The organism is Falcatimonas sp. MSJ-15 (assembly GCF_018918265.1).
Taxonomy (GTDB): domain Bacteria; phylum Bacillota; class Clostridia; order Lachnospirales; family Lachnospiraceae; genus Falcatimonas.
This window is the reverse complement of record NZ_JAHLQC010000008.1, coordinates 108,628-131,439: the sequence shown is the minus strand read 5'-3', so window position 1 is coordinate 131,439 and position 22,812 is coordinate 108,628. Positions and strand designations below refer to the sequence as shown.

The window sequence follows — 22,812 nt, the reverse complement described above, 5'->3', positions numbered from 1 at the left end:
AATAAGAAGAGGAGAGGTAGTATGAGCAAAATAGAACAGATTATTTCTGAGATAGAGGAATATATAGATAATTGCAAACCACAGCCTTTATCTAATACAAAGATTATTGTAAACAGGGACGAAATTACAGAACTACTTACAGAATTAAGAATGAAGACACCTGAGGAGATTAAGAGATATCAGGCAATAGTAAAGAATAAAGATGCTATTATCGAACAGGCTCATGAAGAAGCAAGAAAAGTAGTTGATGAAGCGAAAGTATATACTGAACAGCTCGTTAACGAACATGAGATTATGCAACAGGCGTATGCACAGGCTAATGCTATTGTTATGCAGGCACAGGAAGAAGCAAGAAATATGATTAATGCAGCATATGAAGATGCTGAGAATATAAGACTTGGAGCAATAGACTATACAGATGAATTGTTAGGTACAATGCAAAGTATGTTAGAGAATACAATAGAGACAACCAAGATCAAATATGACAGTCTCATCGCTTCTCTTTCAAAAGATCTAGAAGTTGTTGTTAATAATAGAAAAGAACTTCATCCAGAACCAGTACAGGAAGAGAAAGCTGAAGAACCAAAAGAAGAGCCAAAAGACGAGAATGAATATGACGAAGAGTCAGGAATGATAGAAGAATAACAGATACATAATGTAATTTAGAGCTGATCCTAGAGAGTATATAATACTTTTAGGATCAGCTTTTTATATATTTTCTGATTATATATTCATACAAGACAGATATATATAATATATATAACTCCACCAATTATAGACTCACATAATTTGGAAAGCAGATAATGAAGGCTGCTAATACCAGCTTTTTTGCTTACACCTAATACCTGCATATTAATACATATTCCACTAAAGCATATAGACATGACAATAATGAGGTTGCAGATAATCGGAATGTTAATAACACTATATGTATAATTAATTCCATTTGTTATCTCAACGATACATAGAATCAATGCTTTGATTGCTGGAGTTTTGAAAGATAATCTGATAATATATTCTGTCAGTACAGAACACATTATTATATATCCACCTACTCTAAGGATGATCTGAAAACTTGATGTTATTGCATCATCAATCAGGCTTATCAGATTTACTTTATCTTTTACCTTATCTTTTATATTATCCTTGATATTAAAATCAGAATAATCAATCTGTGAATATGAGTCAGGACATTTGATGTGATAGATTTTTTTATATATAGGCAGTAATATGATACGAGGAGCATATACAGATATTATAATTGCTAATATATTGTATATATTGCCTTTTTGTGCAGTAAGGACATATCCTGACAAAAACATAGGACTTATAAAACTTGAAATAATACATAAGAATTCACATTCATGTTGTTTTATAATTCCACTATCATACATATTAACAGCACATACTGCACCCGATGGATAACCACATATAATGCCGGGAATTACAATAGATGCATAATAAGGATTAAGATGCAATATCTTTTGAAAAAAAAGACCGAATATATGCCTGAATAATATAAAGCCGCCAAGTCGGTCCAAAAGATTTATTATAGTTATAAAAGGCAAAAGTGTTGGAACTATGTTATTAAACCATAATAGCAAACCGGTTCTTGCACCTGCGATTGATATAAGAGGTGAGGAGGCAAAAGCTGTAAGTGTAAGCAGGCATATAACAGAGAATATGTCTGTTTTATTAGTTGTATGTAGCATATTGTATCCATATAAGTTTGATTATTATTAATATATGCAAAGATATATATATAAGAACTATGTTTTGTGCTATAATATCACTGATTGATTTTTTGTAAAGATTATGGCAAAATAGTAGATAAAGGTTTTGATGCAAGGATTTTTAAGAATAAGTTAACATAACTTTATTAAAATATTGTAGCAAAATAGATAAGAAACGAGGTAATTAAAATGGAATATAAATTAAGTAATTTAAAACCTGAAAAAGTATTTAGATATTTTGAAGAGATAACAGCAATCCCACATGGTTCAAGAGATACTAAGAGAATTAGTGATTATTGCGTTAATTTTGCTAAAGAACGTGGATTAAGATATATTCAGGATGCTGCTAATAATGTTATTATATTCAAAGATGGAACAAAAGGATATGAACAAAGCGATGCTGTAATACTTCAAGGACATCTTGATATGGTATGTGAGAAGACTTCTGATTCAGAACATAACTTTGATACAGATTCATTAACTCTTATTGTTGACGGTGATAATCTTACAGCAGATAGAACAACATTAGGTGGTGACGATGGAATAGCTGTTGCTTATGCACTTGCAATACTTGACAGTGATGATATTGAACATGCTCCACTTGAAGTTATATTTACAGTTGATGAAGAGATAGGAATGCTTGGCGCTGACAGTATTGATCTTAGCATGTTAAAAGGCAAGTATATGCTTAATATGGATTCTGATGAAGAAGGCATTATTCTTGCAAGTTGTGCAGGAGGACTTACATCAACAGTTGAACTTGATGCAAAATATGCTAAAAAAACAGGTCTAAAAGTAGATATTGCAATAACAGGACTTCTTGGTGGACATTCAGGTGCCGAGATTAATAAAGGACGTGCTAATGCAAATTGTCTGTTAGGAAGACTTCTGTTCAATATAATTGAAGAGATAGATGCCAATATCATAAGTCTATATGGTGGTTCAAAAGACAATGCGATTCCAAGAGAAAGTGGAGTATCACTTGTAATTGATTCAAGTGATTATGATGTTTTAAGCACAGCATGTGATGAACTTCAAAAAGCACTTTCTGTAGAATATGGTGTTACAGATAAAAATATAAAGATAACTCTTACAAGAGATACAGAGGGTGAATATAATGCTCTTGTTGGAACAAGCCAGTTAAAACTAATCTTTTTATTAGTTAATCTTCCTAATGGAATAATGTCAATGAGCCCTGATATTGAAGGACTTGTTGAGACATCACTTAATCTTGGAATTTTATCACTTGATGAACATAAAGCAGTTATGGGATTTGCAATAAGAAGTTCTGTTAATTCAGCCAAGATAGCACTTAAGAACAGAGTACGATTTATGGCAGAATTCGTAGGTGCTTCTTACCATGAAAGTGGTGATTATCCAGAATGGGCATATAAGAGAGAATCCAGATTAAGAGATGTATGTAATGATGTATTCAAAAAACAGTATGGACATGATGTCAAGATAGAGGCAATACATGCAGGACTTGAATGTGGAATTATCGCCGGCAAAGTAAAAGATCTTGATATTGTCTCTTTTGGACCGGATATGAAAGATATTCATACACCAAATGAGACACTTAGCATATCATCTGTTGAAAGAGTATGGAACTTTGTTATACAAGTATTAAAAGAACTTAAATAACTAAAATAATATTCTCAGGGAGGTATTTTGCATGGAAATACAATTATGGAGAGAAATACTTACACCTTATGATCTTGCAGTAGATGAATTAGTTGTTAAATTTTCACACATGATTAAAGAATACAGACAAAAAGGGATGTATTCTCCAATTGAGCAGGTTACCGGAAGAGTAAAGACAATCTCTAGTATTCTTGAAAAAGTTCAAAAGAAGAACATTTCAATGGACGAGATTACAACAAAGATAGAAGATATTGCGGGAATAAGAATAATATGTCAATTTGTTGAAGATATATACAAAGTTGTTGATATAATTCGTAACCGCAGTGATATGACAATAAAAAGTGAAAAAGATTATGTAAAGAATCAAAAGGACAGTGGATATAGAAGTTATCATCTGATTATATACTACAATGTTGAGACAAGTCAGGGATGTAAGAAGATACAGGCTGAGATACAGATTAGAACACTTGCTATGAATTTTTGGGCTACTATTGAACATTCATTACAGTACAAGTACCGATATAATATGCCTGATTCGATAAAAGAACGCCTTATGGCTTCTTCAGAAGCCATTGTTATTCTTGATAAAGAGATGTCATCTGTAAGAGATGATATTATGGATGCACAGAATTCTTTTAATGATAAAGCTAATGTTGTTGCAGATATTCTTAATAATATCCAGAACCTGTATAAGGTTGCTAATAAAAGAGAGATTGTTAAGATTCAGGATGAATTCTATAGCATATATAAAGAAAATGATTTGGAACAGTTAAAAAAATTTAATAAACAATTAGATATAATAGCCGAGGGATATAGAGCTCAGGGCTTGTAAGGAGAACAGGAAAAGAATGAATTTACCAAAGCAGTTTACTGATAGTATGAAAGTACTTCTAAAAGATGAGTACGAAGATTATATAAAAAGTTTTGAAGAACCAAGAATATACGGACTTAGAGTTAATACATCTAAGATAAGCGTAGAAGATTTTTTGAAGATTAGTCCTTTTAAGTTAAGACAGATACCATGGATTGAGAATGGCTTTTTTTATTCAGAAGATGACAGGCCTGCTAAACATCCATATTATTTTGCAGGATTATATTATCTTCAGGAACCAAGTGCGATGACACCGGCTAATCTTTTGCCTGTAACACCGGGAGAGAGAGTTCTTGATCTGTGTGCTGCACCTGGTGGAAAGAGTACAGAACTTGCAGCAAAACTTGCAGGAGAAGGATTACTTGTATCTAACGATATAAGTGCTACAAGAGCTAAAGCATTACTTAAAAATCTTGAATTATTCGGGATATCTAATATGGCAGTTGTATGTGAGATGCCACAGAAACTTGCAGAATATTTCCCAGAATATTTTGACAAGATCTTAATAGATGCGCCATGTTCAGGTGAAGGAATGTTTAGAAAAGATAACAAACTTATAAAAGCATGGCTCAGTAATGGTCCTGAATTCTATAGCAATCTTCAAAAGACTATCGTTACAGAAGCAGTTAAGATGTTAAAACCAGGTGGACTTATGATATATTCAACATGTACATTTTCAATGTGTGAAGATGAACAACAGATACAATATATTCTTGATCAATGTCCGGAGATGTCAGTTGTTCCACTTGAGAAAAAAGAAGGCTTTTGTGATGGAATGTATGAACTTGCAGGTACATCAAAAGAGACAAAAGGCTGCGTAAGACTGTTCCCTCACAAGATAGAAGGCGAAGGTCATTTTGTAGCATTACTTAAAAAAGATGGAGAATTAAAAGAGGATCTTAATGGTAAAAGACTTGAGTCTAATGTAAAAAAAGTGCCTGAAGAGATAACTGAATTCTTAAAACATATATATAGAGACTATAATATGGATGAACTTCAGATATTTGATACAAGAGCATATATCGTACCAAAAGAACTTGGTTCATTAAAAGGACTCAAATATCTTAGAACAGGACTATTGCTAGGTGAGATTAAGAAAAACAGATTTGAGCCAAGTCAGGCACTTGCAATGTCACTTAAGATGAACGAGTTTGATTCGGTTATCGATCTTAATGTAGACGATGCAAGAGTTATAAAATATCTTAAAGGTGAGACAATTGATGTAGATGATATACAGACAGCAAGAGACAGTGGCTGGCAGTTAGTATGTGTAGATGGATGTCCACTAGGCTTTGGTAAACTTGTCAATGGAACACTTAAGAATAAATATCTATCCGGATGGAGATGGCAGTAATATGATAAGACTTGACAAATATCTGTGCGAGATGAGCGTTGGAAGTCGCAGCCAGGTAAAAGAGTATATCAAAAAAGGTCGTGTAAAAGTTGATAATGAAGTTGTAAAAAGTGCAGATGTTAAGATTGATGAGAATAGTGCAATAATAACATTTGATGATAAAGTGGTTGGATATACAAAAGTAGAATATTATATGCTTAATAAACCAGCCGGTGTAGTATCTGCAACAACTGATAACAGATATCGAACTGTAATTGATATAATAGATGATAAGAAGAGAAAAGATCTTTTCCCGGTTGGGAGACTTGATATAGATACGGAAGGACTTCTTGTAATAACTAATGATGGAGATATGGCACATAGGCTTTTATCGCCTAAAAAGCATGTATCAAAAGTATATTATGCACGAATAAATGGTCCTGTTACAGACAGACATATAGAATTATTTAAAGAAGGACTTATACTAAAAGATGGCACAAAAGCATTGCCTGGTAATCTTAAGATTATTAACTCTGCTGATGAGTCCGAGATAGAACTTGAGATATTTGAAGGTAAGTTTCATCAAGTTAAGAAGATGTTCGAAGCGATAGATCTTAAAGTGCTCTATCTAAAGAGAATATCAATGGGCAAGTTAAAACTCGATAATACTCTTGAGATTGGAAGTTATAGAAAACTCACTGATGAAGAAGTCAAACTTCTTAATGAAAGATAATGATTGCACAAAATAAAAGAAAAGGAAAAGAATAACTAATGTTAAAAGATATTAAAGCAGTAATATTTGATATGGATGGAACATTAATAGATTCAATGTGGATGTGGAGAGATATAGATATAGAATATCTTGGAAAACATAATATTGAACTTCCAGAGAAACTTCAAAAAGAAATTGAAGGAATGAGCTTTACAGAGACAGCAAATTATTTTAAAGAGAATTTTAACCTTAAAGAGTCGATAGATGAGATTAAAGAGACTTGGAATAATATGGCGAGATATAAATATGAGCATGAAGTAGGTTTAAAGTATGGAGTAAAAGATTTTCTCTCATATCTTAAAGATAATGGAATAAAACTTGGTATTGCAACAAGCAATTCAAGAGAACTTGTTAATGCTGTATCACTTGGTACAGGACTTAATAACTATTTTGATGAAATTGTAACAGCATGTGAAGTTAATAGAGGAAAGCCTGCACCTGATATATATCTTAAAGTTGCAGATGAACTTAATGTAGAGCCACAGGAATGTCTTGTATTCGAAGATGTGCCAATGGGAATTCTTGCAGGTAAGAATGCAGGTATGCAAGTATGTGCAGTATATGATGATTATTCAAAAGATGTTGACAGCGAGAAGAAGGAACTTGCCGATTATTACATTAATAATTATAATGATATATTAAGTGGAAAGTATGAGGTACTTAATGATTAAAGATTTTTTACCAATATCAAAAGAAGATATGAAAAAGAGAGGCTGGGAACAGTTAGATTTCGTCTATGTAATAGGTGATGCTTATATAGATCATCCATCATTTGGACCTGCAATAATAAGTAGAACACTTGAAGCACATGGATATAAAGTAGGAATAATATCACAGCCAGATTGGAAAGATAAAGAAAGCATTACAATTCTTGGTGAACCAAGGCTTGGATTCTTAGTATCTTCAGGTAATATGGATTCAATGGTTAATCATTATACTGTTTCTAAAAAAAGAAGAAAGATGGATTCATTTACACCAGGTGGCATTATCGGAAAAAGACCTGATTATGCTACAACAGTATATTGTAATCTTATACGTCAGGTATATAAGAAGAATCCTATAATTATTGGTGGAATTGAAGCGAGTCTTAGACGACTTGGACATTATGATTATTGGTCAGATAAAGTAAAACATTCGATTCTTATCGATTCAGGTGCAGATATTATATCATATGGAATGGGTGAACATTCAATAGTTGAGATAGCAGATGCACTTAATTCAGGGCTTGCTGTATCGGATATTACATTTATAGCAGGAACTGCATATAAGGCAAAGACACTTGATAATCTATATGATTATATTATGCTTCCGTCTTTTGATGAGATAGCTTCAAGCAAAGAAACTTATGCCAAAAGTTTTTATACACAGTATATTAATACAGATCCATTTTCGGCAAAAGTACTTGTTGAAAAATACAAAGAAAAATTATATGTAGTACAAAATCCACCATCTAAGCCACTTACTCAGATGGAGATGGATGATACGTATGCGTATGAATATATGAGAGATTACCATCCATCATATAAAGAAGCAGGAGGAGTACCTGCTATTGAAGAGATAAAATTCTCACTTACAAGTAACAGAGGATGCTTTGGAGGATGTAGTTTTTGTGCATTAACATTTCATCAAGGAAGAATAATACAGGTTAGAAGTCACCAATCTATAATAGATGAAGCTAAGCTTATGACTGAAGATAAAGATTTTAAAGGCTATATACATGATGTTGGTGGACCAACAGCCAATTTTAGACATACATCATGTGAGAAACAGCTTACAAAAGGTGTATGCATTGGTAAGCAATGTCTATTCCCAGAACCATGTAAGAATCTTACAGTTGACCATAAAGATTATGTTGTGCTTCTTCGTGAGCTTAGAAAAATACCAAAAGTTAAAAAAGTATTTATTCGTTCTGGTATAAGATTTGATTATATGTGTGCTGACAAAGATGATACTTTTTTAAAAGAACTATGTAAGAATCATATAAGTGGTCAGTTAAGAGTTGCACCTGAACATATAAGTGATTCTGTATTAAAACTTATGGGCAAACCTAAGAATGAAGTATATGAACGATTCAGGAAAAAATTTGAAAAAGTAAATCTTGATGAAGGAAAGAAGCAATATATTGTTCCATATCTTATGTCTTCACATCCGGGTTCAACAATGAAAGAAGCTGTTGAGCTTGCAGAATATGTAAGAGATCTTGGATATATGCCAGAACAGGTGCAGGATTTTTATCCGACACCATCAACAATATCAACATGTATGTATTATACAGGTCTTGATCCAAGAACAATGGAGAAAGTATATGTTCCTGTTAATCCACATGAGAAAGCAATGCAAAGAGCACTTATTCAATATAGAAATCCTGAAAATTATGATCTTGTAAAAGAAGCACTTATAATTGCAGGAAGAACAGATCTTATTGGATTTGGTGATGAATGTCTTATACCACCAAGAAAGATGGCATATACTAAATATAAAAATTCAGATACTAAACGTACTGATATTGTAAGACGTGATACCTCTAATAGCCATGCGGACAATGTTAAGCATAATTCAGGAAAAAATGCAAAGAATCATACAGTTAAAGATTCAAATAAGCATACAAAAAATGTAAAAGACAGTAATACTAGAAAAAATGCAAAAGATAGTAATGTTGCAAAATATTCTACAAACAAGAATAATAAAGACAGAAAATATTCAGAAGATAAAAGCAGGAATAGAACTGATAATAAAGACAAAAATAAAACAAAAAGAAGGTAGTGAGTATGAAAATAGCTTTAGTTACAGGTGCATCATCAGGAATGGGAAGAGAATTTGTAAAACAGATATCTCAAAAATATCCAAAATTGGATGAAATATGGGTAATAGCAAGAAGAATAGACAGACTTTCAGAATTACAAAAAGAAGTAAAGACTCCACTTAAGATAATAGGACTTGATCTTACAAAAGATGAGAGTCTTAATGAATTCGAATCAATTCTTGCTGAATACAAACCTGATGTAAAGATACTTGTCAATTCAGCAGGATATGGAAAGATAGGCAACGTGGAAGAACTTGCATATGAAGATGTAACAGGAATGATAGATTTGAATTGCAAAGCACTTACAGCAGTAACATATCTGGTATTACCATATATATCAAACAGAAGTCGAATCATTCAGCTTGCATCATCTGCAGCTTTTATGCCACAGCCGGGATTTGCAATCTATGCTGCGACCAAATCATATGTGCTTAGTTTTTCAAAAGCACTTGGATACGAATTAAAAAAGAGAAACATTACAGTAACATCAGTATGTCCGGGACCTGTTAAAACAGAATTCTTCGATATAGCTGAAACAGAACATAGTATTCCTTTTTATAAAAAAGTGGTAATGGCTGATCCTAAAAAAGTTGTTGCACATGCAATAAAAGAAGCTGCATTTGGTAAAGAAGTATCCGTATATGGAAAACTTATGCAGGCTTTCAAAACATCTTCTAAGTTCCTGCCACAAAAGATGGTATGCAATATTATAAGTAAAGGAAGATAATATATGCCACAAAAAGGAGAATATGGATATCTTAATGCGAGAATGAAGAAGCAGGCAGGGCTTTCGATATTTGGACTTGCAATAATAATTGCGACAATTGTTGTAGGATATTTAAGATATCATACAAGAGCCAATATTTTTACAATAGCAGCCGCTCTTGTAGCAATACCAACAGCAAAAGTTCTGGTAGGTTTTATAATATGTATTAAGAATAAATCACCAGAGAGAACACAATATGACCGATTAAAAGAAATAGCAAAAACACCATATATTCTTAGCGATCTTCTCTTAACATCAAGAGAGAATATGATGCCTTTTGAATTTGCAATAATAAGTGCCAATAATCTGTGTCTGTATACAACTAATAAAAAGATGGACAAGAGAAAAGCAGAGAATTATATAAGAGATTATATAAAAGCAGAAGTTAAGAATATCAATGTAAAAGTTGTTGATGATTATAATGCAATAATTAAAGCAGCTGCAAGAATGGTTGTAAAAGAAAAGGGTAATTATGATACAGAGGAAACCATTAAAAATACTCTTTTGATCTTACAATATTAAGCAGTTAATTGAATATGAACAGGCAATTGTTAATGTAAATATCTTTACAGACAATTGCTAATGTATATGTTCTTACAGAAGTGAGAATCTATTAGTATGCCAATATAGTATGCCAATGGATTCTCACAATGTGATCATAATAATATATAGTTATCAGATGAAAAAGGGAGGAAACTTATGAGACAGTTAATTATCTCAGAAAATGATGCAGGACAGCGTCTTGACAAATATCTTGCTAAATATCTTAATGCTGCACCAAAAAGTTTTTTTTATAAAATGATGCGTAAAAAAAATATAGTACTTAATGGAAAAAAATGTGATGGCAGTGAAAAAATCAAAAAAAATGATGAAGTAAAATTATTCTTATCAGATGAGACAATTGATAATTTTAGAACTAAAAAAAATAATATATCAATATCAAAAATTCCTGTAACAAAGCTTGATATAGCTTATGAAGATAAAGATATACTTATTATAAATAAACCATCAGGAATGCTTACACAAAAAGCATCACCAACAGATATATCTCTTAATGAGTATATAATAGGTTATCTGATTAATTCAAAAGCATTAAGTGAACATGAACTTTTAACATTCAGACCTTCAGTATGCAATCGTCTTGATCGTAATACAAGCGGGCTTGTAACTGCAGGCAAGACTCTAAAGGGACTTCAATATCTGTCAGGAGTATTAAAAGACAGAAGTGTTAAAAAATATTATCTGTGTATGGTAAAAGGACGGATAGATAAAAAAATGAAAATAACAGGTTATCTTGGTAAGAACGAAAAAACCAATAAAGTTACTATATACAAAGAAGAGAAAAAAGACTCATCCTACATAGAAACAGAATATGAACCACTTGTATGTACAGATAATATAACACTTTTAAAAGTACATCTGATCACAGGACGTTCACATCAGATTCGTGCGCATCTTGCATCAGTAGGACATCCGCTTATTGGTGATTATAAATATGGTAACAGTAGCATTAATGATTATTATAGAAAAAAATATAATATAAAAGATCAGATGCTTCATTCATACGAGATGATATTTAGTAATGACAATAAAGAATTTGCTTATCTTGCAGACAAAATAATAAAAGCAGATATTCCGGAAACTTTTAAAAAAGTTGCAAGGGGAGAAAATATACAACTTGATATACTAAATGTTAAATAATAATACAGATTAATAAATTGAGAATTGAATCGATAAATTAATAATTGAATCAATAAATTGAGAGCCGAATCAATAAGTTAATAATTGAATCAATAAATTGAGAGCCGAATCAATAAGTTAATAATTGAATCAATAAATTAAGAGCCAAAATCAATAAAGTGATAATTGGCTCAATGAATTCACATTAAAACAGTAGAATAATAATTAACAATAGATTGATAATTAAAATAATAGCTTAGTTTTTACTAAGCAAAGACCTGGGAGTGATAATATGGCAACATGGAGTTCGAGAGGACTTAGAGGTAGTGGTCTTGAAGAACTGATTAATAAGAGTAATGAAAAATATCGAGAAAATCATCTGGGGCTGGTGCAAAAAATTCCAACCCCGATAACTCCGATAAAAATTGATAAAGAGTCAAGACATATAACACTTGCATATTTTGAACAAAAGAGTACAGTAGATTATGTTGGTGTTATTCAGGGAGTACCAGTGTGCTTTGATGCAAAAGAATGTGTCACTGACACTTTTTCAATGCAAAATATACATGAACATCAGATTAATTTTATGAGAGAATTTGAAGAACAGGGCGGAATTGCTTTTATAATACTTCAGTTCACAAAGCGTAATGAGATATACTATATACCATTAGAATCTTTAAATAAATTCTATGAGCGTGCTAAAAATGGCGGTCGAAAAAGTTTTACCTACGAAGAAATTGATAAAAATTACATAATAACAACAAAATCAGGAGTTCTTGTACACTATCTGCCTGCTTTAAAGAGAGATTTGGAGAACCGCTAAGACGGTTTTCCAAAAAAATCTTTATAATGATTGACAAATATAGGTGATCCATTGTATAATCAATAAAGTTGATTTAGTGTAGTAGCATTTTACCATATTAAAGCAGATGAGGAGGATTACATTGAAGAAAAGTTTATTACATACACCAGAAGGTGTAAGAGATATATATAATGCAGAATGTTCCAAGAAAAAGGTTATTGTTGACAGAATGAGAAGTGTTATAGACCTATATGGTTATAACGGAATCGAGACACCAACATTTGAATTTTTTGATATATTTGACAGTGAAAAAGGTTCTGTTGAGACAAAAGAATTATTCAAATTCTTTGACAGAGATGGTAATATTCTTGTATTAAGACCTGATATGACACCATCGATAGCAAGATGTGCTGTTAAATATTATACAGAAGAAGATATGCCATTACGTTTATCTTATATTGGTAATACATTTATTAATAATCTTAATTATCAGGGACGATTAAAAGAGACAACGCAGATAGGAGCTGAACTTATAGGTGATGATTCTGTAGCTGCAGATGCTGAGATAATCGCAATTGTAATTAATATTATGCTAAAAAGCGGAATTAGTGAGTTTCAGGTTGACATAGGACAGGTTGATTACTTCAAAGGACTTATAGCAGAAGCAGAACTTGATAGCACAACAGCTGAGAATCTTAGAAAGTTAATTCAGGAAAAGAACTACTTTGGCGTTGAAGAATTATTAGATTCAAGCAATTGCAATGATTCAGTCAAGAATGTATTTTTAAGACTTCCACAATTATTTGGTTCTTATGAGATACTTGATGAAGCAAGAGCACTTGCAGGTAATGAGATAAGCCGTAATGCAGTTGAGAGACTTATTGAACTTAGCAGATGTCTTGATGAATATGGTCTTTTAAAATACATTTCATTTGATTTTGGTATGTTAAGCCGTTATGAATATTATACAGGAATTATATTTAATGCATATACCTATGGAACAGGTGATTCTATCATAAAAGGCGGACGATATGACAAACTTTTAGCACAGTTTGGAACGGATGTTGCGTCAGTTGGATTTGCAGTAACAGTAGACCAGATGTTAGTAGCAATGTCAAGACAGAAGATTAATATTGATACGGATGATAATATAAAAGCAATTGTATATTCAAAAAAATATGAAAAAACAGCTATAAAACTTGCTACGAATATGCGTAATAATGGTCAAAAAGTAAGATTTATGCAGCTTGATGCAAAAAGAGATCTTACATACTATATAAAATATTGCAAGAATTGTAAGATAGCAGAGCTTATAGAAGTAAAATCTGATAATCAGGTTAATATTACTGACATTAATACAGCAAATGCGATATTAAAAAATATAGATGAGCTGGAGGGGAAATAAGATGAAGTATATTACAATAGCACTTGCAAAAGGTCGTCTTGCCAAGAAGACTTTAGCTATGTTCGAACAGATTGGAATAACATGCGAAGAGATGAAAGATGAGACATCAAGAAAACTTATATTTGTAAATGAAGAGCTTGGACTTAGATTCTTCCTTGCAAAAGCAAATGATGTTCCAACTTATGTAGAATATGGTGCCGCAGATATAGGAATTGTTGGTAAAGATACAATTCTTGAAGAAGGAAGAAAGCTATATGAAGTTCTTGATCTTGGAATTGGTAAATGTAAGATGTGCGTATGTGGACCTGAATCTTCAAGAGAATTGTTGCAGCATCATGAATTAATCAGAGTTGCAACTAAATATCCTAATATAGCAAAAGACTATTTTTATAATGTTAAACATCAGACAGTAGAGATTATCAAACTGAACGGTTCAATAGAATTAGCTCCAATAGTAGGATTATCAGAAGTAATAGTTGATATAGTTGAGACAGGAGCAACACTTAGAGAGAATGGTCTTACTGTACTTGAAGAGATAGTACCATTATCAGCAAGAATGGTTGTTAATCAGGTAAGTATGAAGATGGAAAGCGATAGAATTGGGAAAATAATTGAAGATATTAGAAAGTATCTGGCAGGAGGCAAATAATGAAGATATTAAAATTAGATAATAACAGTAAAAAGAATCTATTAGAAGATCTATTAAAAAGAAGTCCTAACAACTACGGACAGTATGCCGGCGTTGTTGATGAAGTGCTTAATAATGTTAAAAATAATGGTGATAAAGCATTATTTGAATATACTAAGAAGTTCGATAAAGCTACAATAACATCAGAGAATATAAGAGTTACACAAGAAGAGATTGAAGAAGCATATACTCTTGTCGATGAGAATCTTGTAAGAGTAATAAGAAAAGCACTTGTTAATATTAAGGAATATCATGAGAAGCAGAAACAGTATAGCTGGTTTGATTCAAAACCTGATGGTACAATTCTAGGTCAGAAAGTCACACCTATCGAAAGAGCCGGTGTCTATGTTCCGGGTGGAAAGGCAGTCTATCCTTCAAGCGTTCTTATGAATGTTATTCCTGCTAAAGTAGCTGGTGTATCACAGATAGTTATGACAACACCTCCAAACAGCGAAGGAAAAGTCAATCCTAATACACTTGTAGCTGCTAATGAAGCAGGTGTTGATGTTATATATAAAGCAGGTGGAGCACAGGCAATAGCTGCACTCGCTTATGGGACAGAATCAATTAAAAAAGTAGATAAAATAGTCGGACCTGGCAATATCTATGTAGCACTTGCCAAAAAAGCAGTATATGGACATGTAAGTATTGATTCAATCGCAGGTCCAAGTGAGATTCTTGTAATAGCAGATGAAACAGCCAATCCAAGATATGTTGCTGCAGATCTGTTATCTCAGGCAGAACATGACGAGCTTGCAAGTGCAATCCTTGTAACAACAAGCAGTGACCTTGCAAAAAAAGTTAACGAAGAAGTAGAAGGTTTCTTAAAAGTACTTGACAGAAGAGAGATAATCCAAAAATCACTTGATAATTATGGATATATACTTCTTGCAGATACAATTGATGATGCAGTTGATATTGCTAATGATATTGCTTCAGAACATCTTGAGATAGTTACAAAAGATCCATTCAATACAATGACTAAGATTAAGAATGCAGGAGCAATATTCCTTGGTGAATACAGTTCAGAACCACTTGGAGATTATTTTGCAGGACCTAACCATATTCTCCCAACTAATGGAACAGCCAAATTTTTCTCTGCATTATCAGTAGATGATTTTGTTAAAAAATCAAGTATAATCTCATATTCAAGAGAAGCACTAGAAGATATTCATACAGATATTGAACAGTTTGCAAAAGCTGAAAAACTTACTGCACATGCTAATTCAATAAGTGTAAGATTTGAAGATGCTAAATAAATTTTAATAAGAATAAGTAATTGCCTAATTATACGAATTGCAGATTAATAAAACTAATGAATAATTAAAATAAAGTGTAATGAAGATAGAACAGACAATAAATAATTGTAGTAAAGATGAATCAGACAAAGAATTATTGTAGTAAAGAGTTAAGAAAAATAATTAGGCAATTACTAATAACAATAAAGGAAGTGAGAATATGGCAAGATTAGCTGATATAAGCAGAAAAACAGGTGAAACCGATATCACCGTAAAATTTAATCTCGATGGAAGTGGAAAGACAGACATAGATACAGGAATAGGCTTTTTTGATCATATGTTAAATAGCTTTGCAAGACATGGTCTTTTTGATCTTGAAGTTAAGGCAAAAGGAGATCTGTATGTAGATTGTCATCATACAATAGAAGATGTTGGAATTGTACTTGGCAAAGCAATAAAAAAAGCAGTCGGCGATAAAAAAGCAATAAAAAGATATGGTTCTGTTATACTTCCAATGGATGATGCACTTATTATATGTGCAATAGATTTATCCGGAAGACCATATTTTAACTATGATGTTACTCTTACAGCAGACAGAGTCGGCACATTTGATACAGAGATGGTAAGAGAATTCTTCTATGCAATATCATATGCGGCTGAGATGAATCTTCACATTAAGATGCTGTCGGGAATTAATAATCATCATATAATAGAAGGAATATTCAAAGCATTCGCAAAATCACTTGATGAAGCGACAATAACAGATAATAGAATAACAGACGTGTTATCAACCAAAGGAAGTCTGTAGACTTAGAATAAATAAAACTGAAAGGCATAGGTGATAATAACATGAAACTTTATCCTGCAATTGATATAAAAAATGGACAATGTGTAAGACTAAGACAAGGAAAATTTGACGATGTAATAATATATTCCAACAACCCTGTTGATATTGCAAAAGAATGGGAAGCATGTGGAGCATCATTTATTCATCTTGTTGATCTTGATGGAGCATTATGTGGACATGCAGTTAATGCAGAAGTTATAAGAAAGATTGCATCTACAGTAAATATTCCGGTAGAAGTAGGTGGAGGAATAAGAAATATCAAAGATATTGAAGATGTTTTTGCACTTGGTGTATCAAGAGTTATTATAGGAACTAAAGCAGTTGAGAATCCTAATTTTATAAAAGAAGCAGTAGACAAATTTGGTGCAGATAAGATTGTTGCCGGCGTAGATGCAAAAGATGGACTAGTTGCAATACATGGCTGGGAAAAAGTAAGCAATATAAAAGCTGTTGATCTGTGTATGGAGATGAAAAAATTAGGAATAAAGACAATTATCTATACAGATATATCAAAAGATGGAATGTTATCAGGACCAAATGTATATCAGACAAAACTTCTCTCAGATCAGACAGGTCTTGATATTATTGCATCTGGCGGTGTATCAGGATTAAAAGATCTTGAACTTGTAGACGAAGCTGGTATACATGGAGCAATAATTGGTAAAGCACTCTACGAGAATAAAATTGATCTAAGACAGGCAGTAGCGATGTTTGAACGATAATAACATATAATTATGTAATTATATTGCCATAAATGTCTAAGTATGAGAAGAATATGTGGAGGAAAGATATGGATAAAAAATTAATTTCAAAAATATACATTAATGATAATAAGGCATATAGTGATAGTGCACTTACAAAGCTGCTTACAGATGATGTAGTCAATCTATGTATTGAATTATGTGGAATTGGTGCAGACGGAATATATATTAATGATGTGTCAGATGATGATTATTCACATGACAGCAATATTCTTCTTATTAAAAAAATATGTTCCAATTGTGCATCTGATGTATATGTAAGTGGTACTATTAAGAAGTTTGAAGATATTAAAAAGTATCTATATGCTGGTGCAAAAAGTGTACTTGTAAAAGAAGATGAAGTTAAGAATAGTAAAGCTGTACAGGAAGGAATAGACAGATTCGGCAAGAAAAAAGTCGGAATAATATTTGACGGCGACAAAGGTATTAAGACAGACGATATGTTTACTATATGTGAATGTGATTCTGCACAGATTACAGACTATTTAAAACAGGATTTGATTTCAGGCGTAGTTTGTGATATCTTTAATCTTGAGTTTGATTATAATGGATTCAAGGATAAGCTATCAAAAGATGGTATAAATACAAGCATAATAAAGAGTAGTATAAACTTTTCTGAATTTAAGACAGATGAGAATGGACTTATTCCGGTTATAGTAACTGATTTTAAAAGTGATGAAGTTCTTATGTTAGCATATATGAATGAAGAAGCATTTAATCTCACAGTTACAACAGGACGAATGACATATTATAGCAGAAGCAGACAAGAGATATGGGTAAAAGGTCTTACATCCGGACATTATCAATATGTAAAATCAATAGATATTGATTGCGACAAAGATACACTTTTAGCAAAAGTACACCAGATAGGCGCAGCATGTCATACCGGTAATAGAAGCTGTTTTTATACTAATCTGTTTAAAAAAGAATATACAGAGACTAATCCACTTAAAGTATTTACAAGTGAGATGAATACTATTCTTGACAGAAAAGCTCATCCAAAAGAAGGATCCTATACTAATTATCTCTTTGATAAAGGAATAGATAAGATACTTAAAAAAGTTGGAGAAGAAGCGACAGAGATAGTAATAGCAGCTAAAAATCCCGAGCCGGAAGAGATCAAATATGAGATTGCTGACTTTTTATACCATGTTATGGTTCTTATGGCAGAAAAAGGAGTTACATGGGAAGATATCACAGATGAATTGTCAAAGAGATAAAATATAATATTTTATGGTGATTTGATGAATGGAAAATTAATAATAACAGAATTATATGATAAAAAAATGAGTGCATATTTTGAAGAAGGTAAAGTGAAAGAATTAAAATTTCATGATAAATCAATTCTTGGCAATATATACATAGGAAGAGTTCAAAATGTTGTTGGGAATATTGATGCCGCTTTTATTGAGATACAAAAAGGTCTTATATGCTATTATTCAATGAAAGAAAATAAGCATCCCATTTTTTTAAACAAAAAGAATAATAATAAAGTTAATATCGGTGATCTTATGTTAGTTCAGGTATCTAAAGATGATATAAAGACTAAAGCACCAACAGTTACCTGCGAGATTAATCTGGCAGGTAAATATGCTGTACTTACATATGGAAAAAGTCATATCGGAATATCTAATAAGATCAAGAATGAACATTGGAAAAAGATATTCAGGAATTTGTGTGAACCATTTATAATAGATAATATAGGCTATATAATAAGAACTAATGCCGGAAGTGTACCAGCTGAGATTGTAGTCGAAGAGATACAAAAACTTAAAGAGCAATTTGATGCAATAATGAAGAAAGCAGAATATCTTAGTGCTTTTAGTTGTATATATACAGAAGGAGAGAGTTATATAGCCGCTATCAGAGATATGTATGCTAATTTATCTTATGAGATAATAACAGACAAAGAAGACATATATAATAATATAAAAGAGTATCTTACAGACAAAGAGCCAGATAGATTAGATACATTAAGAATGTACGATGATAAGATGCTTCCGCTTATAAAACTTTATAGTCTTGAAAAATGTGTTACAGATGCACTTAGAAAAAATGTATGGCTTAAATCCGGTGCTTATCTTGTTATTGAACCAACAGAAGCACTTACTGTGATTGATGTTAATACTGGTAAATATTCCGGTAAAAAAAATAGCAGTGAAACTTATCTTAAGATTAATATTGAAGCTGCAAAAGAAGCATGTGCGCAGATACGACTACGCAATATTTCAGGAATAATAATTATTGACTTTATAGATATGGAAAGTGAATCAGACCGACATAAGCTTATGGATGAACTAAAACTACTTGCCGGCAAAGATCCTGTAAAGACAACAGTTGTAGATATGACATCACTTAATCTTGTAGAGATGACCAGAAAAAAAGTAAGAAAACCATTATATGAACAGATATCACTTCCTAAATCAGATAATTAAGCGATTGAATAATTAGGTGATTGAATAATTAGGTGATTGAATAATTCAGGAATTGAGTAATTAAGCAATTGAATAATTAGGTGATTGAATAATTCAGTAATTGAATAATTAAGTAATTGAATAATTAAGCGACTGAGTGATTGAGCGATTGAATAATTAGGTGATTCAGAAATTAAGTAATTGGCAGAAAAATATTAATAAAATAATATTTTTCTGCCAAAATGCTTTTTCGCCTTGACATATTACAGCCATAAAGTTTATACTAACGTCAATTAATTAATTAATTAATGCAGAGTTGAGTCTATATTAATTCAAGGGTTTATTCTATATCTGAATTAATGTTAATTCGGGTTTGTATTCTATATTTGGATTAATGTTAATTTAGGTTGATATTCTATATTTGGATTAATGTTAATTTAGGTTGATATTCTATATTTGGATTAATGTTAATTTAGGTTGATATTCTATATTTGGATTAGTATTAATTTAGGTTGATATTCTATATTTGGATTAATATTAATTCAAGTTAATATTACAATTTGGATTTGATATTAAGTAATTGGGAAACTACATTTATTAGTTAATATTTTATTTATTGTAGAAGTTATATTATTAAGTTTTATAATAGAAGTTATTTTGATTTTGAGTTTTTCAGTTACTTTAGAATAGAGAGGAGATATATATGAGCGATAAGATAATAGATAAAAGCTGCATGGAATTTGTACAGGTTCTGTCAAGTAAAGCACCGGTTCCCGGTGGTGGAGGAGCAAGTGCACTAGTTGGAGCAATTGGAATAGCACTTGGTAATATGGTAGGAAATCTTACTGTTGGAAAGAAGCGATATGCAGACGTTGAAGAAGATATTATTGAACTTATGCGACATTCAGATGAATTACAGGCTCGTTTTCTAGAACTTGTAGAAAAAGATGCAAAAGCTTTTGAACCTTTATCAAAAGCCTATGGAATGCCTAAAGAGACCAAAGAACAGCAGGCAGAAAAAGAAAAAGTAATGGAACAGGCACTTATAGAAGCAAGTAAAGTCCCATACGAGATAATGGAAGCATGTAAAGAAGCTGTAGATCTTATAGATGCCTATGCCGAAAAAGGTAGTAAAATAGCAATCTCAGATGCAGGAGTAGCAGCAAGTTGTATAAGAGCAGCACTTAATGGAGCGGCACTTAATATTTTTATCAATACAAAGCTTATGAAAGATACAGAGTATGCCAAAGATATGAATGAGCGAACAGAACTTTTACTTGAAGAATATACTAAAAAAGCTGATTATATATATAAAAAAGTTATAGATAAAATAAGACAATAAATAATAATTGACAGGAGTGATTAGATTATATGGCAAAGCTTTTACTAGGTAAAGAAGTTAATCAAAGATTAAACGAAGAGATAAAGAAAAAAGTAGATTTATTAAAAGAAAAAGGTATAGAGCCAACTCTTGCAATAGTAAGAATTGGTAATAATGAGAGTGACTTAGCATACGAACGTGGTGCAACAAACAGATGTGAAAAATTAGGCGTAAATGTTGAAAAACATCTAATACCTGAGACAGCAACCCAAGAAGAAGTGATAAAAGTTATTGATACACTTAATAAAGATAAAAAAGTTAATGGTGTATTGCTATTTAGACCACTTCCAAGACAGTTTGATGCATATAAGATAGAGAATATGCTTGCACCTGAAAAAGACGTTGACTGTATGACTGAAGGCTCAATCGGAGCTGTATTCACAGGACATGATATAGGATATCCACCTTGTACACCTCATGCATGTATGGAGATTCTTGATTATTATGGAATCGACTGCACAGGCAAAAAGGCAGTTGTTATAGGTCGTTCACTTGTAGTTGGCAAACCTGCCGCAATGATGCTTATGAAAAAGAATGCAACTGTTACAATATGTCATACAAAAACAGCTGATATGGCAAAAGAAGCAAGAGAAGCAGATATTCTTATTGTTGCAGCCGGCCACAGCGGCACTGTTACTAAGGAATATGTAAGAGAAGGACAGATAGTTCTTGATGTCGGAATCAATGTTAATGAAGAAGGCAAATTATGTGGAGATGTAGTATTTGACGAAGTTGAAAATATTGTCGATGCAATAACACCTGTTCCTGGTGGAGTTGGCAGTGTTACAACTTCTGTACTTGTAAAACATGTAGTTGATGCTGCAGCCAGACAGAATAATCTCGCATAAAACAACGAAAATTAAAAAAGAAAATTAAAAAAATATAAAAAAGTGTCATGCACTTAAAAAGATGTTGACAAAATACTTTTTTGTATGTATTATAGATTTATGTGCCGCTCAGTGAGGTTTCAAAGTGCCTTATAGGACACCGAAGCTGGCGAGTAATTATTATAGGAGGTGCCATATGTACGCAATTATTGCAACAGGTGGTAAACAGTACAAAGTATCTGAAGGCGATGTAATCAGAGTTGAAAAGCTTGGTGTAGAAGCTGGACAGACTTATACATTTGACCAGGTTCTTTTTGTTAATGACAAAGAAGCAGTTGTTGGTAATCCAACAGTAGCTGGTGCTACAGTATCTGCAACAGTTTTATCAGAAGGTAGAGCTAAGAAAGTTGTTGTTTACAAATATAAGAGAAAAACTGGATATCACAAGAAAAACGGTCACAGACAGCAGTACACAGAAGTTAAGATTGACAAAATCAATGCTTAATCTGATATAACTGGATATGATTAAAATTGTGATATATGAAGATTCCGATAAGAATTGTATAGGATTTAATATGGCAGGTCATGCAGGCTATGCAGAAGAAGGCGAAGATATCGTCTGTGCTGCAGTTTCATCGATCGCATTGAATACTATTAATTCAATAGAGACTTTTACGGAAGATAAGTTTGAATATACTGTTAATGAGAATGATGCAGTTATCAATTATATTCTTAAAGGTGCAAAGAGTAGTGAATCTTTATTATTATTAAAGTCTTTTGTATTAGGCCTTAATGGTCTTTACGAAAACTACAGTGAATTTATTAAAATTGCATTCAAGGAGGTGTAGAC

The 22,812-nt window shown here is 32.0% G+C and carries 23 protein-coding genes; 22 read left to right on the top strand and 1 reads right to left on the bottom strand.

The features are described from left to right. Nucleotides 1–21 precede the first annotated feature (21 nt). Nucleotides 22–645: a hypothetical protein gene (locus tag KQI85_RS08055; protein WP_216575579.1), complete on the top strand. Its 624-nt coding sequence runs from the start codon at nucleotides 22–24 to the stop codon at nucleotides 643–645. Nucleotides 646–731: 86 nt separating this feature from the next. Here KQI85_RS08055 and KQI85_RS08050 read toward each other — a convergent pair whose 3' ends face one another. Then, nucleotides 732–1,712, bottom strand: coding sequence for a hypothetical protein (locus tag KQI85_RS08050; RefSeq protein WP_216575578.1), 981 nt, complete (start codon nucleotides 1,710–1,712; stop codon nucleotides 732–734). Nucleotides 1,713–1,922: 210 nt separating this feature from the next. On the opposite strand from KQI85_RS08050, the gene KQI85_RS08045 reads away from it, so the two are divergent. From KQI85_RS08045 to KQI85_RS07945, 21 genes are all read left to right on the top strand, one after another. After that, complete coding sequence (locus KQI85_RS08045) at nucleotides 1,923–3,374, top strand: aminoacyl-histidine dipeptidase (RefSeq protein WP_216575577.1); 1,452 nt, start codon at nucleotides 1,923–1,925, stop codon at nucleotides 3,372–3,374. Nucleotides 3,375–3,405: 31 nt separating this feature from the next. Further along, a complete protein-coding gene (locus KQI85_RS08040; protein ID WP_216575576.1) occupies nucleotides 3,406–4,206 on the top strand; it encodes a GTP pyrophosphokinase family protein in 801 nt (266 codons plus the stop codon). Between the two features lie 16 nt (nucleotides 4,207–4,222). Continuing rightward, nucleotides 4,223–5,599 (top strand): RsmF rRNA methyltransferase first C-terminal domain-containing protein, encoded by a 1,377-nt coding sequence (locus KQI85_RS08035; RefSeq protein ID WP_216575575.1) that lies wholly within the window; start codon nucleotides 4,223–4,225, stop codon nucleotides 5,597–5,599. After that, on the top strand, nucleotides 5,553–6,311 hold the full coding sequence (locus tag KQI85_RS08030; RefSeq protein WP_253293793.1) for a pseudouridine synthase: 759 nt from the start codon (nucleotides 5,553–5,555) through the stop codon (nucleotides 6,309–6,311). Before KQI85_RS08035 ends, KQI85_RS08030 begins: the two co-directional genes overlap by 47 nt. Nucleotides 6,312–6,349: 38 nt before the next feature. Next, complete coding sequence (locus KQI85_RS08025; RefSeq protein ID WP_216575574.1) at nucleotides 6,350–7,021, top strand: HAD family phosphatase; 672 nt, start codon at nucleotides 6,350–6,352, stop codon at nucleotides 7,019–7,021. After that, nucleotides 7,014–9,113, top strand: a complete 2,100-nt coding sequence (locus tag KQI85_RS08020) for a YgiQ family radical SAM protein (RefSeq protein WP_216575573.1) — start codon at nucleotides 7,014–7,016, stop codon at nucleotides 9,111–9,113. The genes KQI85_RS08025 and KQI85_RS08020 overlap by 8 nt, the downstream gene beginning before the upstream one ends. A 5-nt stretch (nucleotides 9,114–9,118) precedes the next feature. Next, nucleotides 9,119–9,880, top strand: coding sequence for an SDR family oxidoreductase (locus KQI85_RS08015; RefSeq protein WP_216575572.1), 762 nt, complete (start codon nucleotides 9,119–9,121; stop codon nucleotides 9,878–9,880). 3 nt (nucleotides 9,881–9,883) lie between these two features. Next, nucleotides 9,884–10,441, top strand: coding sequence for a hypothetical protein (locus tag KQI85_RS08010; RefSeq protein WP_216575571.1), 558 nt, complete (start codon nucleotides 9,884–9,886; stop codon nucleotides 10,439–10,441). A 177-nt stretch (nucleotides 10,442–10,618) separates the two neighbouring features. Next, on the top strand, nucleotides 10,619–11,620 hold the full coding sequence (locus tag KQI85_RS08005; RefSeq protein WP_216575570.1) for an RluA family pseudouridine synthase: 1,002 nt from the start codon (nucleotides 10,619–10,621) through the stop codon (nucleotides 11,618–11,620). Nucleotides 11,621–11,891: 271 nt separating this feature from the next. Beyond that, nucleotides 11,892–12,422: a Holliday junction resolvase RecU gene (locus tag KQI85_RS08000; protein WP_216575569.1), complete on the top strand. Its 531-nt coding sequence runs from the start codon at nucleotides 11,892–11,894 to the stop codon at nucleotides 12,420–12,422. Nucleotides 12,423–12,543: 121 nt separating this feature from the next. Next, nucleotides 12,544–13,806, top strand: coding sequence for an ATP phosphoribosyltransferase regulatory subunit (gene hisZ / locus KQI85_RS07995; RefSeq protein ID WP_253293792.1), 1,263 nt, complete (start codon nucleotides 12,544–12,546; stop codon nucleotides 13,804–13,806). A 1-nt stretch (nucleotide 13,807) separates the two neighbouring features. Further along, nucleotides 13,808–14,455: an ATP phosphoribosyltransferase gene (hisG, locus tag KQI85_RS07990; RefSeq protein WP_216575567.1), complete on the top strand. Its 648-nt coding sequence runs from the start codon at nucleotides 13,808–13,810 to the stop codon at nucleotides 14,453–14,455. Then, complete coding sequence (gene hisD, locus KQI85_RS07985) at nucleotides 14,455–15,753, top strand: histidinol dehydrogenase (protein WP_216575566.1); 1,299 nt, start codon at nucleotides 14,455–14,457, stop codon at nucleotides 15,751–15,753. The genes hisG and hisD overlap by 1 nt, the downstream gene beginning before the upstream one ends. Before the next feature lie 199 nt (nucleotides 15,754–15,952). After that, complete coding sequence (hisB, locus tag KQI85_RS07980; RefSeq protein ID WP_216575565.1) at nucleotides 15,953–16,540, top strand: imidazoleglycerol-phosphate dehydratase HisB; 588 nt, start codon at nucleotides 15,953–15,955, stop codon at nucleotides 16,538–16,540. A 41-nt stretch (nucleotides 16,541–16,581) separates the two neighbouring features. Next, nucleotides 16,582–17,301, top strand: a complete 720-nt coding sequence (hisA, locus tag KQI85_RS07975; RefSeq protein WP_216575564.1) for a 1-(5-phosphoribosyl)-5-[(5-phosphoribosylamino)methylideneamino]imidazole-4-carboxamide isomerase — start codon at nucleotides 16,582–16,584, stop codon at nucleotides 17,299–17,301. A 68-nt stretch (nucleotides 17,302–17,369) separates the two neighbouring features. Next, nucleotides 17,370–18,560, top strand: coding sequence for a bifunctional phosphoribosyl-AMP cyclohydrolase/phosphoribosyl-ATP diphosphatase HisIE (gene hisIE / locus KQI85_RS07970; protein WP_216575563.1), 1,191 nt, complete (start codon nucleotides 17,370–17,372; stop codon nucleotides 18,558–18,560). 24 nt (nucleotides 18,561–18,584) lie between these two features. Next, on the top strand, nucleotides 18,585–19,775 hold the full coding sequence (locus tag KQI85_RS07965) for a ribonuclease E/G (protein WP_216575562.1): 1,191 nt from the start codon (nucleotides 18,585–18,587) through the stop codon (nucleotides 19,773–19,775). A 682-nt stretch (nucleotides 19,776–20,457) separates the two neighbouring features. After that, nucleotides 20,458–21,096, top strand: coding sequence for a cyclodeaminase/cyclohydrolase family protein (locus KQI85_RS07960; RefSeq protein ID WP_216575561.1), 639 nt, complete (start codon nucleotides 20,458–20,460; stop codon nucleotides 21,094–21,096). A 29-nt stretch (nucleotides 21,097–21,125) separates the two neighbouring features. Beyond that, entirely contained in the window at nucleotides 21,126–21,983 is an 858-nt protein-coding gene (locus KQI85_RS07955; RefSeq protein ID WP_216575560.1) for a bifunctional 5,10-methylenetetrahydrofolate dehydrogenase/5,10-methenyltetrahydrofolate cyclohydrolase, read from the top strand. Between the two features lie 175 nt (nucleotides 21,984–22,158). After that, nucleotides 22,159–22,467, top strand: coding sequence for a 50S ribosomal protein L21 (gene rplU, locus KQI85_RS07950; RefSeq protein ID WP_216575559.1), 309 nt, complete (start codon nucleotides 22,159–22,161; stop codon nucleotides 22,465–22,467). Between the two features lie 16 nt (nucleotides 22,468–22,483). After that, nucleotides 22,484–22,810 (top strand): ribosomal-processing cysteine protease Prp, encoded by a 327-nt coding sequence (locus KQI85_RS07945; protein WP_216575558.1) that lies wholly within the window; start codon nucleotides 22,484–22,486, stop codon nucleotides 22,808–22,810. Nucleotides 22,811–22,812 lie beyond the last annotated feature (2 nt).

Bases quoted from the DNA above. Each gene is read 5' to 3' on its own strand.
- KQI85_RS08000 (WP_216575569.1), top strand. From the start codon at position 11,892: ATGGCAACATGGAGTTCGAGAGGACTTAGAGGTAGTGGTCTTGAAGAA.
- KQI85_RS08010 (WP_216575571.1), top strand. From the start codon at position 9,884: ATGCCACAAAAAGGAGAATATGGATATCTTAATGCGAGAATGAAGAAG.
- hisG (WP_216575567.1), top strand. From the start codon at position 13,808: ATGAAGTATATTACAATAGCACTTGCAAAAGGTCGTCTTGCCAAGAAG.
- KQI85_RS07960 (WP_216575561.1), top strand. From the start codon at position 20,458: ATGAGCGATAAGATAATAGATAAAAGCTGCATGGAATTTGTACAGGTT.
- KQI85_RS08020 (WP_216575573.1), top strand. From the start codon at position 7,014: ATGATTAAAGATTTTTTACCAATATCAAAAGAAGATATGAAAAAGAGA.
- hisD (WP_216575566.1), top strand. From the start codon at position 14,455: ATGAAGATATTAAAATTAGATAATAACAGTAAAAAGAATCTATTAGAA.
- KQI85_RS08025 (WP_216575574.1), top strand. From the start codon at position 6,350: ATGTTAAAAGATATTAAAGCAGTAATATTTGATATGGATGGAACATTA.
- KQI85_RS07955 (WP_216575560.1), top strand. From the start codon at position 21,126: ATGGCAAAGCTTTTACTAGGTAAAGAAGTTAATCAAAGATTAAACGAA.
- KQI85_RS08055 (WP_216575579.1), top strand. From the start codon at position 22: ATGAGCAAAATAGAACAGATTATTTCTGAGATAGAGGAATATATAGAT.
- KQI85_RS08035 (WP_216575575.1), top strand. From the start codon at position 4,223: ATGAATTTACCAAAGCAGTTTACTGATAGTATGAAAGTACTTCTAAAA.
- KQI85_RS08050 (WP_216575578.1), bottom strand. From the start codon at position 1,712: ATGCTACATACAACTAATAAAACAGACATATTCTCTGTTATATGCCTG.
- KQI85_RS08045 (WP_216575577.1), top strand. From the start codon at position 1,923: ATGGAATATAAATTAAGTAATTTAAAACCTGAAAAAGTATTTAGATAT.
- KQI85_RS08015 (WP_216575572.1), top strand. From the start codon at position 9,119: ATGAAAATAGCTTTAGTTACAGGTGCATCATCAGGAATGGGAAGAGAA.
- hisB (WP_216575565.1), top strand. From the start codon at position 15,953: ATGGCAAGATTAGCTGATATAAGCAGAAAAACAGGTGAAACCGATATC.
- KQI85_RS07945 (WP_216575558.1), top strand. From the start codon at position 22,484: ATGATTAAAATTGTGATATATGAAGATTCCGATAAGAATTGTATAGGA.
- KQI85_RS08040 (WP_216575576.1), top strand. From the start codon at position 3,406: ATGGAAATACAATTATGGAGAGAAATACTTACACCTTATGATCTTGCA.
- KQI85_RS08030 (WP_253293793.1), top strand. From the start codon at position 5,553: ATGGAACACTTAAGAATAAATATCTATCCGGATGGAGATGGCAGTAAT.
- KQI85_RS08005 (WP_216575570.1), top strand. From the start codon at position 10,619: ATGAGACAGTTAATTATCTCAGAAAATGATGCAGGACAGCGTCTTGAC.
- KQI85_RS07965 (WP_216575562.1), top strand. From the start codon at position 18,585: ATGAATGGAAAATTAATAATAACAGAATTATATGATAAAAAAATGAGT.
- rplU (WP_216575559.1), top strand. From the start codon at position 22,159: ATGTACGCAATTATTGCAACAGGTGGTAAACAGTACAAAGTATCTGAA.
- hisA (WP_216575564.1), top strand. From the start codon at position 16,582: ATGAAACTTTATCCTGCAATTGATATAAAAAATGGACAATGTGTAAGA.
- hisIE (WP_216575563.1), top strand. From the start codon at position 17,370: ATGGATAAAAAATTAATTTCAAAAATATACATTAATGATAATAAGGCA.